Raw genomic sequence first — 14,412 nt, forward strand, 5'->3', positions numbered from 1 at the left:
GCCTGTAATGAAGCTCCACCTTGGTTAAGATGATAGATCCGACATGTAAGTATTGCTTTTCTATTATTTAGTTTTCTGAAAATATTTTCAAGATAAATATTTTTTCAGATAGTTTTCATTTTTATAGATCATTGAAGGGATGGTTATTTATGAATGATGAAGGCCAAGTCCAAGTGCTTGAATTGCCGGAAATGAAGCGAGAATTTAATAGCAGTTTGCAGAGTAATGATCGTGGATTGGTTATAGAAATCTATCAATTTGCGAACCCTTCCTGGCCCGATGAGACTGAATTGTTCCTTCCTTTGCGATGAGAAAAAATTATAAGCAGGCAGCTTTAATAGCGCTTCAGAACTTTGACCTGGATTGGACGCAGATTCGTTTTAACCAGCTATCGGATACCTGTACCTTTGTTATCGAAACTAATAAAGAGGGAACTTTTTTACTGCGCCTTCATTCGGGGAGATCTAAAGAGGAAATTAACTCCGAAATCGCGTGGCTGGAGCTTTTGAAGAGCAAAATTGATGTCCCCCTGCCAAAAGGTGTTCATGATCGCACGGGTGCTGTAACGTTCAGAGTGGAACAGGGAAATGGAGAAGGTGTTTATGCCTCTTTAATGCGCTGGGTTGAAGGGGAACATGCGAATGAAAATCTTACCGAAGAACAAATTTACAAAGAAGGCGTTCTATTAGCCAAGCTACATAAGGCGGCACAGGAGCTGGAGTTACCCCCTGGCTTTAATCGTCCTGTTTGGGATGAACATAGCTTTCGAAAAGCAATGCTTCGTTTAAAGCTGCATTATCATTGTTTTCTTACGGATGATGAGTTTGTGCTGTATCAGTCGGCAGCTGAGAAATTATACAACTGGTTAAGCAAGCAGCATAAAAATAAGAACAGAAGGTCTTATGGCGTTATCCATGGAGATCTACATCAAGGCAACATCATATTTAAAGAGGGCGAACCTCGGCCGATTGATTTTGGGAGATGTGGTTGGGGGTATTATCTTTATGACGTAGCACATACCCTTCTTGGACTGTATCCATTGCAAAGAGAAGGGGTCATTAAGGGGTACGAAAGTATCGCCAAGCTTGATGGGGAGTGGGTTCAGACTTTAGAGAATTTTACGGTCATGGTTATGATCGAAAATTATTGCCATCACGCATCCGATCCGAGGGAAACCGAGGGTCTAAAAGCAGAACAGCTGTATGCGTTAGCGATCCTAAGAAATTATCTTAAGGGAGAACCCTTTCTTTTTAACAGGATTGAGATTTAACGTATAGAAATAGGGTCTCTTTGGGGAATTTATATAAAGTTCCCTAAGGAGGCTATTGTGATGAAAAAAAGCTGGATTGCTCCCCTTCTTGTCGCAGTGATGCTCGTTCTGACGCCACAACCTTGCTCCGCAAATAGGTTAATTCAACCTCAGTCTGTAACACCTTCCAGGTCTGATTCGGGACTTCAACTGCCAGATCAAGATTCTCGCGAACTTAAGTTTCAAGACATGCTGATGTTATTTCTTTTACCCCATATTGAGAAAAAGATTGCAGATATTTATTCGCCGCTTTTGCGAGAATCGCCAATGGTTTATCCTTACTTTGTGGATGTGACTGAGGTGAAGCGGACCAATGGTTTCCGTGGGTTTGATTTCTTGATTACACTTAACGTATATCCTACAGTTGGTCCACATATTTCAGTTGGAGAAGATACCATGACTTTTAGGATCTCTCCTGGTCCTAAGGTGAAGCTTGAATCGTTCAAGCATCTAAAAGACCCCCAAAAGTCAGACTTCCCACCAAATTATCAGAACATCCTGAGATAGTGTAGTTTCAGTAAGGCGCGTGGGTGGAAGAGTAGATATTAATATGTGCCACACGTTGAGTTATGAGGCGAGCTATTTTTACATGAGCAGGGAGTTCTGAGGTAATGATGATGGGAGTTGTAGGGAAAGGAGTCTTTGGGAGAGGGTGTATGAGAGGGGAGGAAGGTTGGGTTAGTGGCGTGATGAGGGTGTGTGAGGGGATGAAGGTTGGGTTAGTGGGATGATGAGGGTGTGTGAGGGGATGAAGGTTGGGTTAGTGGCATGATGAGGGTGTGCGTGAGGGGATAAAGATTGGGTTAGTGGCATGATGAGGGTGTGTGAGAGGGAATGAAGGTTGGGCTAGTGGCGTGATGAGGGTGAGTGCGTGTGTCCGGGAGCGGGTAAACGGGATAGTTGCAGTTTATACACTTATTTGCAGGAGATAAGAAGCTTAGTCACTTTTAGTTGCATTTGGTGCAGTTAAAAGAAGTCTTTTCACACTAATTTGTTAATATCGTTGAATTTAGTTGCAGAGAATACACTTATTTCGCTCGGGCAGCACAATGTATTGTTTATAGTTGTATAAAGTGCAATTAACTCATACATTCACAAACGATTTTAAGCAAAATAAAAAGACATGGGTCAATGTTGCAATACCAAACTCATGCCCAGCCCACCACACACACTCCGATCTTTGGGGTGTTTTTTTTTGTGGTTAGACTTGTGGTGGATTAATGGCGATTATGGTATTATGAAATTAGTGAATGTATTGATTTGAGTTACTAAATTCAAATACGGAGGTGCGAGGGATTGGGTGATCATAAATTCGAAGGCGTACACAAGAGGAGCAATTTTAGCGAAATTAAAGATAAAGTCACTAGCGATAGCGCAAGTAACAACGAGGATAAAGTTAAAGTAGGTGTAGCTACTAAAGATGGGCAGTTGGGGTTTCTTTTTACAAGGGGAGGTCTTCGGGAGGGTGCGGGTAGAAAAAGCACTGGTGTAACTAAAAAGGTATCTTTGACGTTATCTGAGGACGTTTGGCAGGAGATAGAGCAGGCTTGTGCGGATCAGAACGCATCTCGCTCTCAAGTATTTCGGAACATTATTGAGGCGCATTTTGTAAAGGAATCTAAGGAGAGTTAGGTGAAGTCTTTGCTAATCCATGTATCAAAAGATTCTCTTAGTACCGCATTACAGGCAGCATTAAAAGCCATATCCGCGAATAGTTCCTCACGTGTTCTTTCAGGAATACTTATTCAGGCGCAAACTCAGGGTCTGATATTAACAGCCAGCAATATAAGAATGACCATTGAATATAAGCTCCCTGTGAAGATGGATTCGATGGTTGTGCACAACACAGGTGAGATCGTAGTTCCCGCGCGTTATTTTTATGAGATCATTCGTAAGCTTGATCCTGGACTAATTAGGCTGGAAATCGAAGAGGCATTGATTCTAAACATTCAATCAGGGAACACTCAATTTCGTTTATGTGGAATGGATGCGGCAGAGTTTCCAAGAATCCAATACATAGATCATCCAAACATTCAAAAGATAAGCATGAAGAACACTCTCCTGAAGCAAATATTTAAAAGAGTGGTTTTTGCGGTCTCTTCATCGGAAACCAGACCTGTGCTCACAGGAGTTTTGCTTCAAATAGATAAGCGAAATATTCGTGTAGTCGCCACTGATGGCATCCGCTTCGCCCAACATATTGTTGAAAGCATAGAAGATTACGGTGCAATTCCTTTAGATGTTGTAATCCCGGGCAGCAGCCTGGAGGATCTTTTAAAAATATTAAGCGATGATGCAGACAGCAGCACCGATTTAGAAATAGGCCCCAAGCAGATCAGATTTATTTCTAATGGATTGAGGGTTCAGTCTGCCCTTCTAGAAGGAACTTATCCCTCTGTCAATAATTTAATCCCAAAAGCGTATCTCTCCGAAGTGATTGTTAAGACAGACCGTTTGTTACATGTGGTTGAACGTATTTCTATATTGGCTGGTGAGAGTGTTATGCTCAGCGTACTTCCTTCTAACACGCTAAGTTTAGTGTCCAAGACTGCAGAAATTGGGGATGTAAAAGAAGAGATTCCTTTGGAGCATCTGGAAGGTGATCATTTTCGAGTAGCATTTAACGGAAAATATTTCAGGGACATCCTTCGGGCGATCGATAGCGAGACGCTTAGAATCAGGTTCGCGGGAAAAGAAAGGGCACTGGTGATCCTGCCTGTGGACGTATCTTCGTCCACACTTTTTTTAATTACTCCTGTGAGGACGCATGATTGAGGATTTGTTAAGTACAGTATTTGAGTAGGTTTGGGTGAATAGCTGCAACTGAGTCCGATAGTGTGATAAAACGAGCGAAATTATGGAAATAGCAACTGAGTCCGAACAGTTGGTGGAAAAAACGTCGCCTATCAAATTTGCTCCTAAACGTGCTGCCCAGTGCTTAAACTAGCTGCTTATAGCTCAACCTATCTACACCGTGCGGAATTAGCTCCCTATAGATCAACTTAACTACTTCGTGCGGAATTAGCTATCTATAGATCAACCTATCTACACCGTGCGGAATTAGCTACCTATAGCTCAACCTATCTACTCCGTGCGGAATTAGTTCCCTATGGCTCAACCTATCTACTCCGTGCGGAATTAGCTACCTATAGCTCAACCTATCTACACCGTGCGGAATTAGCTACCTATAGACCAACCTATCTACACCGTGCGTGGAATTAGTTCCCTATAGCTCAACCTAGCCGCCTACATCTCGAAACCAACTACCTTATGCTCGATTGAGATCGTAGCGGACCGTATTGCAGCTATTTCAGCATATGGGTTCATTTTGCGAAGGTTTCGGACTGTATAGCTCTTATTACCCATGATTTGTGCAGAAAAGGAGTGCATCTGAGCGAATAGCTGCAACTGAGTCCGATAGTGTGGCAAAATGAGCGAAATTATGGAAATAAGAGCAACTGAGTCCGAACGGTTGCTGAAAAGAACACCGCCTGCCAAATTTGCTCCTAAACGTGCTAGCCATTGCTTAAACTAGCTGTCTGAGACTCAACCTATCTACTCCGTGCACGAAATTAGTTACCTATTACTCAACCTTGCCGCCTACGTCCCAAACTTAGTCGCCTACATCTCGAAACCAACTAACTTTTGATTGAACTTGATCGTATCGGACCGTATTGCAGCTATTTCAGCATATGGGTTCATTTTGCAAAGGTTTCGGACTGTATAGCTCTTATTGCCCCTGATTTGTGCAGAAAAGGAGTACATTTGAGCGAATAGCTGCAACTGAGTCCGATAGTGTGGCAAAATGAGCGGAATTATGGAAATAAGAGCAACTGAGTCCGAATTAGCCAAAACCCATCTCAACTTCACAGCTTTCCCAGACGGGAATGAGGTATATTTGATCTGGGAGGGGATGGAATGCATAATGCAAAGACGGCCATATTTTATTTCTCAGGTACGGGCAATACGGAGATTATTGCTAAGCAATTTGCTGAAAGGCTAAGAAGTAAAGGGCAAGATGTAGATTTGTTTAGAGTGGAAGATGTTTTTAAAGGCACTCGTTCTGTAGAATATGAAGCCTATGATCTTATAGGTATTGGTCATCCGGTTCTAGGCTTTGGCGCTTCCGGTTTTGTTGAACGTTTTGCAGAAGGGCTACCTGATTGTAATGGAACCCCGGCATTTGTATTCAAAACGGCATCCTCTCCACACTATATCAATAACGGTGCTTCGAATACGGTGCTTCGTTCTTTGCGTGGGAAGGGATATAATCCCTTTCACAATTCGATTTTGGCGATGCCATGTAATTTTTATATTAAATATGATGACAGGTTGAATAAGCAATTGTATCAAGCCGCACAGCGTAAGGTGGAATTGTTTGCAGAGGAAATCGTAAACCGGACACCACGAAATCTGCCGATTCACCCTGTGTTGGAGCGGGTTCTGAGAACAGTATATTATTGTGAGGAACACCAAGGGGGAAAATACTTCGCCAAAGGATTGCGTACAACCGACGCTTGCACACTATGTTTAAAATGTGTCAGAAACTGTCCAACATCCAATATTAGTAGCGGCGTAGAAGGAATTGTTTTCAGTCAAAATTGTTTATTATGTATGCGTTGTGTTTATTCTTGTCCTCAGAAGGCAATCCAAGCGACACGACTTAAGGCTAGCGTAGTAGATCCCTATACTGGAGGTCCGAAGCTTCATAAACTAATGAAGGATTCTGCGAATGATGGACGGTTTGTTACTCCCAAATCCAAGGGCTACTACAAGCATTTTATTAAGTATTTGGAGGAATGACATATGAATCTGTTTCGGATGGGATCGAAGCCACTGGGGATTGAGCGGATCAGCACATTTTTGGAGGATAATTATGTGAGTATCGGCTACCCCGGAATAGGGGATCTGGAGAATCTAAGCACAGAGGAACTTCGTGATCGATTGATTGGCACATACCAATATAGTGAGTTGGAGCTTACGCAACATCTGCAAGCCCTTCAGCTATTTGTACATACGATGCAAGATGGAGATTATGTGCTGGTGGCCGATGGAGATTGGGTACATCTCGGGGACCTCGGAGATTATTTTTACAACGAGTTTACTGATAATGTTGACGAGGGTACATGCCATCGGCGTGGTGTGACGTGGTTGAAAAGTGTGCCGATTTCTGAACTAAACACAGGCGTGCGGGAGTTATTTAACCAAAGTGCACCGGTTGTACAATATAAGGGTCCCAAACCAAGTGCTCGCTTGGATCTGTGGATTACAGGTGTTTCTGCTAATGAACAAGAAGTGAATAGTCCGCTGGAATTGGATGAGGAGACACTCTCTAAGGCGCTTAATATTTTGAAAGATGCTTTGATTTGTGATGACTCCGAACGACGGGAACGAGCAGCGATAGCCATTTTACAATATGCGAAGTAGAGCCCCTCTTGTATATCGGGTGTACGGTTCATTATCTTCATGATGAGTTCCAATTAAAAAACGTTCCACCCGCTACTTGCCTCGGATGGAACGTTTTGCTGTATCTATAATCAGATGAATTCAACGAATTCGTTGACTGGCTTACGGTAGCCGCGGGGTCTGATTTTATGTTTTTTGTCTTTGCCGATCGTGATCAGCATAACAGGTACCATATGATCCGGCAGATTCAAGGTGGATTGGATAGCATCAGCATCGAAGCCGATCATCGGGCAGGTATCCCAGCCTTTATCTTTGGCGATCAGCATAAAGTGCATGGCAGAGAGAGAGGCATTACGTATTGCTTCATCTCTTTGAAAAGCATCCTTATCAATGTAAGCATTGTTAATCATCTCTATTTGCTCATCATATTCCTCTTGTGACATCGCTCCTAAAGCTTTAAGCCCGCCATAGATTTCTGGAGCCTGCTGATAAGCATGCTTATCTCCTAGCACTACAATAACTGCTGAAGCAGTATGGATTTTATATTGGCCGTAAGCTGCTTCGCGAATTTCTTCTTTTAAGCTCTCGTTAGATATCACTTTGTAATTTGTATGCTGTAGATTATAGGCCGATGGTGCCAATCTGGCATAAGAGAACATTTCCTCTAATTCATTCTGAGGGATGATAACCCCTTCCACAAAATTCATAGCGGATCTGCGTGACTGAATCAAGTCTGTAAAAGCGCTCATAAGTATTCCTCCGTTGTGTATGTATTCGGTTGTAAAATATCAACACCTGATATTTGTAAATAAACTAACTAAATGTTACTAACTCAAAATAACACAGCATATAAAATTCGTCAATGATAAAATTTATTGAAGTTAATCTTGAACACCCTGTTGTCAAAAAATAGGACATAAATTAGGATATTAGGATATGTAGAAACACAGTGAATGAAAGGGTGGATAAATTGATTAATAGTAGAGAACAATTGATGATAGATTTGCAAAGAATCGAAGAGAATGACTACGAGCTTAGAAGTGGAGAGGACATAAAGGATTATGGGAAGTTGATGCTTGAGCATATAGGAGATCCCGAGCCTGTACTGCGTGATGAATTGATTTATTCCACATTCTACAAATGGATTAATGAGAAACATTGGTTTAATGATGCGGAGCTTCGTGAACTGCTGTGGATACTTCTTGACGAGCAGCATCTTTTTTATCACATTGGGAATAAAGAAGATCTGACGGTGTATACAAGAACATTTTCTGTATTGGTTGTTGCTCTTATTCTCCAGAGGCATAGGGAAATGGCTATATTGGATAGCTCTGAATTTATAAAGGTGAAGCAGGGTTTGATTCGTTTTTATGAGGAAGAACGGGACTTAAGAGGTTATATGGAAAAAGAAGGCTGGGCACACGCAGCAGCCCATGGCGCCGACGCCTTGGATGAGCTGGTTTTATGCTCGGAGAGTGATGCCGCGGTGCGGGAAGAGGTTCTGGTAGTTATTCAAAAGATGCTTTATAACGATCAATACATATTCAGGGACGAAGAAGATGAAAGGATTGCTACTATTATAGTTACAATCATCGATCATCATTTACTTCCACAGCAGTCTATAACCGATTGGATTCTCAACTTGGCGCAATGTGGCAGTTGGCCTAGAAGCCACAGCCAGTACGTTACTCGAATAAATACAAAGAACTTCCTGCGTTCTCTTTATTTCAGGTTACTTCTAACAGAGAAGAATATGGACATTGTGGATGTTTTATTGAAAACTGAGAAGAATTTGAATGAATTTGTACATTAATTCACTCAAACGGTTTTAATTAACACTAGTAATTTAAATAATTTATTATAATGTAATAAAAATCACAAATGTTTATGGAAATTCAAAAACTTTGTGACATTTATAACTTGATAAGTGCTATAATAGAAATATGGCGTTAAAAGTTCTTATGTTTTTTATTACTATTAAGCAGCAAAGCTTATTGCAGAGGAGATTTGGATATGTCAGAATCAATCACTCAAACACAACCTGAACAAGAATCACCAAAAGTAGCTGTTAGCAAGGAACAAATGGATGTTCTTGAGCAGCTCTTGAAACCAGAAGTTCAGGAATCATTAACAGTCTTGGTGGAACAGTTGCCAAAATTAACTGAGCTTGTTGGCGTGCTTACAAAGTCCTATGACTTTGTGCAAACTGTCGCAGCGGATGATGTCTTGAAAAGTGATACGGTAAGTGCAATTAAAGAACTTGCTGAACCTGTAGTGCATTCCGCGAAGAATATGGCAGCTACAGTGATCGAAGCAAAAGATCGTGCGAATGAAAGTAACGAAGTTATTGGTCTTTTTGGTCTTATGAAGTTGTTGAAAGATCCACAAGCGCAAAAGCTTTTCCGTTTCGTAAATGCATACCTTCAAGTTGCTGGAGAACGCAGTAAGCAGAAATAATCATTTTCATATCTTATACGTAAGGGACGGAGGAAACATCATGTCTAAACATATTGTCATTCTAGGAGCAGGTTATGGTGGTCTACTAAGCGCCTTAACCGTACGCAAATATCTCAAAAAAGATGAAGCTAAAATTACTGTAGTTAATCAGTATCCTACCCACCAAATCATTACAGAATTGCATCGTCTTGCAGCAGGTAGTGTTGCAGAGGGTGCTGTAGCTATGCCTCTAACTAAGCTTTTCGCAGGGAAAGATATTGACCTGAAAATCGCGAAGGTTAATTCATTTTCTGTGGAGAACAAACAAATTGTTCTTTCTGATGGTGTGACACTTACTTATGATGCGCTTGTTGTAGGTCTTGGCAGCACTACAGCTTATTTTGGCATTCCAGGGCTTGAACAATACAGTATGGTATTGAAATCAGCTGCAGATGCTAACAAAATTCATCAACATATTGAAGATCGTATTCGTGAATATGCGAAATCGAAAAATGAAGCAGATGCAAACATCCTGATCGGTGGCGGCGGCTTAACAGGTGTTGAGCTTGTTGGTGAAATCGCGGATGTATTGCCTACACTTACTAAAAAATATGGCGTTGATCCTAAAGAAATTAAGCTAATGCTCGTTGAAGCAGGTCCTAAAATCCTTCCAGTATTGCCAGATGCATTAATCGAACGTGCTGTAGCAAGCTTGGAAAAACGTGGTGTTCAATTCCTGACAGGTCTTCCTGTTACGAATGTAGAAGGCAATGCGATTGACTTGAAAGACGGTCAAAAAATTATTGCTAACACATTTGTATGGACTGGTGGCGTACAAGGAAATCCACTCATCGGCGAATCCGGTCTTGAAGTTAACCGCGGTCGTGCAACGGTGAATGAATTCTTGCAATCCACTTCCCACAAAGATGTATTCGTTGCTGGTGACAGCGCGGTGGTCTTTGCAGAAGACGGACGTCCTTACCCTCCAACTGCGCAAATTGCTTGGCAAATGGGTGAATTGATCGGATACAATCTGTATGCCTTCTTGAAAAATAAATCGTTTGAAAGCTTTAGCCCAATCAACTCTGGTACACTTGCTAGCTTAGGCCGTAAAGACGGTGTTGCCATCGTTGGTGCAAGTTCTACTCCGTTAAAAGGCTTGCCTGCAACTCTAATGAAGGAAGCAAGTAATATCCGTTACTTGTCCCACATTAAAGGATTGTTCAGCCTAGCTTACTAATATAGTTTAACCCTAAACCCTGCTCAAATCTGAGCGGGGTTTTTGTTATTGTTTTTTTAGTGAAATGTTTGCATTATTGATGTTTCACAGTAGGCTGTATTCATTGTATTTGATATAATAGATTGGGTTATATTAACAGAGGTAGTTAGAGGAGGATTTCATTTATGATATTCCAACAAAACGATGTCATTCTGTTTCAAGGGGACAGCATAACAGACTGGGGGCGTAATCATGAAGACGCTTCATCACTTGGAGTAGGTTATGCAATGATGGTCGCCGCTCGACTGGGGCATTTATATCCAGAGAAGAATCTTACTTTTTTTAACCGTGGTATTGGTGGCAACCGTATTGTTGATTTACAGGGACGGTGGGATAAGGATTGCCTGGATTTGAAGCCGACGTGGGTGTCCATTTATATTGGAATTAATGACACTTGGCGGCGTTTTGATTCTGGTGAAGAAACCACTCCCGAGCAGTTTGAAGCTTCATATCGGGACCTGATCGAACGCACTCGGAAATCTTTGGATGCTAAATTAGTGCTTATAGAGCCTTTTGTTTTGCCTGTACCGGAAGATCGTAGAACTTGGCGTCAGGATCTTGATCCTAAAATTCATATTGTCCGCGAGCTGGCACGTGAATATGGGGCACCGCTGGTTCCGCTAGATGGACTTTTTGCAGCGGCTTCCGTAAAAGCAGAACCGGCTTACTGGGCATATGATGGAGTACATCCTACTCCTGCAGGTCATGCACTTATTGCGGATGCTTGGCTCAAAACGATGGGAGCAATCTAATCAATTGCCATTTTAAGACTAGAACCACGCTTTAATAAGCAGGTTGTAGTCTTTTTTTAATCGCGTGTTCATAAAGTCGTTTTTATATATTTATAGACACTGTTATAATTGGAATATGCTTATGTATTGGAGGCGATTCGCATTAGGCGGTTAATATGGATAGCACCTTTGTTATTGGTCGTAGTGTTAAGCGGATGTAAAAGTGATTTGGGCTTCATCAATGCCAGATGGATCGAAGGCGTGTCGTTGACACCCGTGGCAACGAGTGATCAGAAACAAGCGGATCGTCCTTTGCACTCAGAGAGCTTAACGCTAAAGGATTCTGTTTTGATCAAGACGCTTGCGGAGGCTATGAACAAGAGTAAGAAATTTTCTGATGATCTGGATTGGGGTCCGGAATTTGAAATGAAGCTTGTTTATGGGGACGGCTATTCGGAAGATTATTACATAGCGCTTGGAGATCAACTTGGACATGAAGGGATGTTTACTACAGCAGAGAACAGCAGTCAGGGCTACACAATTCCTGTAAAAAACTCTGACCAGTTAAGAAAGCTCATTTATGGAACAATCGATACGGAGAACATTGAACAGGCAGACCCTGTGGAGACTTCTGTCGAGGTAACAGGTCCAGTAACCCTGTCACATAATGAACTGTCTCCGGTCACAGGGAGAGCGGGATTTTTAAATCTGCAACTGCTAGAGGGGACATATAGCGAAGATTGGACTACACCGAGTCCGTTAGCGGGAAGAAACTGGAGTGGCCGATTTAGGCTAGTAGTGACTGACGAGCATGGAAAAACACTGAGTAGCTATCCGTTAAATGATCAATTTGCCCAGACCTTTAATGATTTTTTCCAGCTTCAGTTTGAGGATTATAATGGAGATGGTGATCCCGATTTTACGATCGGACAATATGGAACGAGTAACGGTTATTTCTACAAGCTTTTTACACTCAGAAGAAATAACGTGATAGAAGAACTGCCTATTAAACCTGAAAATCAGCTGTTTATCAGCAGTCCTGAGCGGTATTCCATAAAACTGGATAAAGTTGATGAGCATAGCTTCAAGAGAAGTTACTACGATAACGCAGCAGGCAAACAAGTGGAAGATACTTTTCAGTGGGTAGGGAGTGCATTTCAGAGGCTGGACAAATGATTAATTCATGAAGTGAGAGGAATGTGTGTTGGATGACAAGTGATACGGTACAAGATTTAGAAGGGTTAAAAGCTATTGGAAAAGTGGTGGGCCACACCATCGCCGAGATGAAAAAGAAAGTAATCCCTGGGATGACGACTGCGGAGTTAGATCTTATTGGAGCTGAGATTCTGGAAAGCTTCGGAGCATCCTCAGCCCCGAAGATAACTTATAATTTCCCGGGCAGCACCTGCATCAGTGTGAACGAAGAGGTTGCTCATGGTATTCCGGGTCCGAGAGTGATTAATGCTGGCGATTTGATCAACATTGATGTCTCTGCTGAGCTAAATGGGTATTATGGGGATGCTGGCGTTTCTTTTCAACTGCCGCCCTATAACGATGATATTCTGCGTTTATGCCGGAGTACAGAGGAAACCATGATGAGTGTGATCAATCATCTGCGGGCAGGAATGAAGGTTAACGAGATCGGCAGAATGATGGAACTTGAAGCTCGCAAACGCGGTTATAGAGTGGTGCGTAATCTGTGCAGCCATGGAATTGGCAAATCACTGCATGAGAAGCCTTTTGAAATTCTACCCTTCTATAATCCAAGAGTGACCACGGTGCTAAAGGAAGGACAAGTAATTACGATAGAGCCCTTCCTCTCGACTGGAGCGGACTATGTGGAGCAGCAATCGGATGGCTGGACGCTAAGTGTTGTAGATAACGGTCGGGTAGCACAGTTTGAACATACGATTATCGTGACTAAAGGTGAGCCTATTATTCTGACTAGTGTGTAAGCTCGAATAGCGACTTAAAGGGGTGGAGGATGGAGGGGGATATGAGCAAAAGCCCTTACCCGGACCCTCCGTTCCTTCCATGTCGTTAGCGAAGTTGTTATTAGCCGTGATAAGTGGCAATGCGGTAAATACTTTAAAGAGACCTGTCTATTTGACAAGTCTCTTTTTTTCTAGGATGAGGCGTTACGCTTATATCCTATATTTGGCATAAGTTATCGATGTTTTTTTCAATGGAATGATAAAACAGGTCTTCCGCATGAAGGACATAGGCCATGTATTCTTCCATCTGGTCAGTAAGTGTAAATTCATTCATGATATACTGCCTGGTCATAACATTCCTTAAAAGTTCCCATTGTTCGATGCTTTGCCGAGCATAATGAATGACATCGCTGAGAGCATTAGGATTCGCTAAGGAATTCAGCAGCAACAGCAATACTTTTTTTCTATCTGAATGACGGGTGAGCGTCGTCCGGGTTAAAGAGTAAAGGTCATGGGGGCGGTTTGAAATCTTTGTATTGAGGATGAAGCGTCCACTTGCAAACAGATTGTTCAGTTCCTGGATAGCTGATCGTCCGATATATTCAAGGCGCCCTTCGGTACAAGAGGGCGGCTTATAATAATTCGATAGCGCGGTTCTTAAAATGAGCGAGGCTCGGGCTGGCAATTCAGCAAGCTCATCTTGATTAGGATGCACTGTGAAACAGGAAAACTGCCGATTGTAGGCATCTATAAACGAAGTTTTGGCATCTTGACCGATATTTTTGTTATGCGGATAAGGCTTGAAATACTCTTTGTTGTAATTTATATAATTGTCCAAGAAATAAAAATCAGTTGCCGTCTGCCCTAGGATCAAAAATATATGCCCATCCACAATATGATCTGTTTCCAGAGCCGGGTTTAATTCAAATGTTCTATAAAAGGGGACTCGTTTCATTAACGTATTGACAAATACGACTTCGTTATTTGCTAACAGTGTCTCTATCGTCTGGATGGCTGCCTCTGCATTGTTGCTAAAAGTATGTTTATTAGCGACTGTTATATAATCCTCGGGATCTTTGATCTCGTTCAAGCTTAATTCAAACTGGTCACTGTCAGTATGGGTAACTAATTTCAGATTAAAATCATCTAAAAACATCTTGTACAATACGCTAGAGTCATTGACATACCTTTTTAGCATGAAAAAAATATTACGGGTATAGCAGTTTCCCAGTGACTGTACCTCTGCAATAGGCTCCCCTGCAGAATTATAGTAATATTCCATTTCTAACGTCTGCAACGTCTGCATAATTGTCCCTC

General features: G+C 41.9%; 15 protein-coding genes. 13 read left to right on the forward strand and 2 right to left on the reverse strand.

Features of this window, described 5'->3' with window-relative positions; genetic code table 11:
- Nucleotides 1-149 precede the first annotated feature (149 nt).
- The 7 genes from NSQ91_RS12000 (at nucleotide 150) to NSQ91_RS12030 (ending at nucleotide 6,736) form a co-directional block, all read left to right on the forward strand.
- The gene (locus tag NSQ91_RS12000) at nucleotides 150-311 is read left to right on the forward strand and encodes a hypothetical protein (protein ID WP_175618940.1); all 162 of its coding nucleotides are present in this window, start codon (nucleotides 150-152) and stop codon (nucleotides 309-311) included.
- A complete protein-coding gene (locus NSQ91_RS12005; protein WP_076305294.1) occupies nucleotides 308-1,270 on the forward strand; it encodes a phosphotransferase enzyme family protein in 963 nt (320 codons plus the stop codon). Before NSQ91_RS12000 ends, NSQ91_RS12005 begins: the two co-directional genes overlap by 4 nt.
- 60 nt (nucleotides 1,271-1,330) lie before the next feature.
- Nucleotides 1,331-1,816: a DUF3888 domain-containing protein gene (locus NSQ91_RS12010; RefSeq protein ID WP_256716614.1), complete on the forward strand. Its 486-nt coding sequence runs from the start codon at nucleotides 1,331-1,333 to the stop codon at nucleotides 1,814-1,816.
- A gap of 789 nt (nucleotides 1,817-2,605) precedes the next feature.
- Nucleotides 2,606-2,941, forward strand: a complete 336-nt coding sequence (locus tag NSQ91_RS12015) for a hypothetical protein (protein WP_235219526.1) — start codon at nucleotides 2,606-2,608, stop codon at nucleotides 2,939-2,941.
- Nucleotides 2,942-4,084: a DNA polymerase III subunit beta gene (gene dnaN, locus NSQ91_RS12020; protein WP_076305293.1), complete on the forward strand. Its 1,143-nt coding sequence runs from the start codon at nucleotides 2,942-2,944 to the stop codon at nucleotides 4,082-4,084.
- Between the two features lie 1,143 nt (nucleotides 4,085-5,227).
- A complete protein-coding gene (locus NSQ91_RS12025) occupies nucleotides 5,228-6,112 on the forward strand; it encodes an EFR1 family ferrodoxin (RefSeq protein WP_076305291.1) in 885 nt (294 codons plus the stop codon).
- A gap of 3 nt (nucleotides 6,113-6,115) precedes the next feature.
- Nucleotides 6,116-6,736: a hypothetical protein gene (locus tag NSQ91_RS12030; protein ID WP_076305290.1), complete on the forward strand. Its 621-nt coding sequence runs from the start codon at nucleotides 6,116-6,118 to the stop codon at nucleotides 6,734-6,736.
- Nucleotides 6,737-6,846: 110 nt separating this feature from the next.
- Here the strand turns inward: NSQ91_RS12030 and NSQ91_RS12035 are convergent, their stop codons facing one another.
- Nucleotides 6,847-7,464 carry a nitroreductase family protein gene (locus NSQ91_RS12035; RefSeq protein WP_076129923.1) on the reverse strand — a complete coding sequence of 206 codons (618 nt, stop codon included), beginning with the start codon at nucleotides 7,462-7,464 and terminating at the stop codon, nucleotides 6,847-6,849.
- Nucleotides 7,465-7,685: 221 nt separating this feature from the next.
- Between NSQ91_RS12035 and NSQ91_RS12040 the strand changes: the two genes are divergently transcribed.
- The 6 genes from NSQ91_RS12040 (at nucleotide 7,686) to map (ending at nucleotide 13,116) form a co-directional block, all read left to right on the forward strand.
- Nucleotides 7,686-8,528, forward strand: coding sequence for a DUF2785 domain-containing protein (locus NSQ91_RS12040; protein WP_076305300.1), 843 nt, complete (start codon nucleotides 7,686-7,688; stop codon nucleotides 8,526-8,528).
- Nucleotides 8,529-8,728: 200 nt separating this feature from the next.
- The gene (locus tag NSQ91_RS12045) at nucleotides 8,729-9,172 is read left to right on the forward strand and encodes a DUF1641 domain-containing protein (RefSeq protein WP_036685888.1); all 444 of its coding nucleotides are present in this window, start codon (nucleotides 8,729-8,731) and stop codon (nucleotides 9,170-9,172) included.
- A 40-nt stretch (nucleotides 9,173-9,212) separates the two neighbouring features.
- Nucleotides 9,213-10,391, forward strand: coding sequence for an NAD(P)/FAD-dependent oxidoreductase (locus NSQ91_RS12050; protein WP_036685891.1), 1,179 nt, complete (start codon nucleotides 9,213-9,215; stop codon nucleotides 10,389-10,391).
- 164 nt (nucleotides 10,392-10,555) lie between these two features.
- Nucleotides 10,556-11,182 carry an SGNH/GDSL hydrolase family protein gene (locus NSQ91_RS12055; RefSeq protein ID WP_076278065.1) on the forward strand — a complete coding sequence of 209 codons (627 nt, stop codon included), beginning with the start codon at nucleotides 10,556-10,558 and terminating at the stop codon, nucleotides 11,180-11,182.
- 168 nt (nucleotides 11,183-11,350) lie between these two features.
- Nucleotides 11,351-12,337: a hypothetical protein gene (locus tag NSQ91_RS12060; RefSeq protein ID WP_143761996.1), complete on the forward strand. Its 987-nt coding sequence runs from the start codon at nucleotides 11,351-11,353 to the stop codon at nucleotides 12,335-12,337.
- Nucleotides 12,338-12,369: 32 nt separating this feature from the next.
- On the forward strand, nucleotides 12,370-13,116 hold the full coding sequence (map, locus tag NSQ91_RS12065) for a type I methionyl aminopeptidase (protein WP_076183207.1): 747 nt from the start codon (nucleotides 12,370-12,372) through the stop codon (nucleotides 13,114-13,116).
- A gap of 196 nt (nucleotides 13,117-13,312) precedes the next feature.
- On the opposite strand, the gene NSQ91_RS12070 is transcribed toward map, so the two are convergent.
- The gene (locus tag NSQ91_RS12070) at nucleotides 13,313-14,401 is read right to left on the reverse strand and encodes a hypothetical protein (RefSeq protein ID WP_076183209.1); all 1,089 of its coding nucleotides are present in this window, start codon (nucleotides 14,399-14,401) and stop codon (nucleotides 13,313-13,315) included.
- Nucleotides 14,402-14,412: the final 11 nt, after the last annotated feature.

Origin of the sequence: Paenibacillus sp. FSL R7-0048, from assembly GCF_038004505.1 — a bacterium.
Lineage (GTDB): Bacteria > Bacillota > Bacilli > Paenibacillales > Paenibacillaceae > Paenibacillus_AQ > Paenibacillus_AQ odorifer.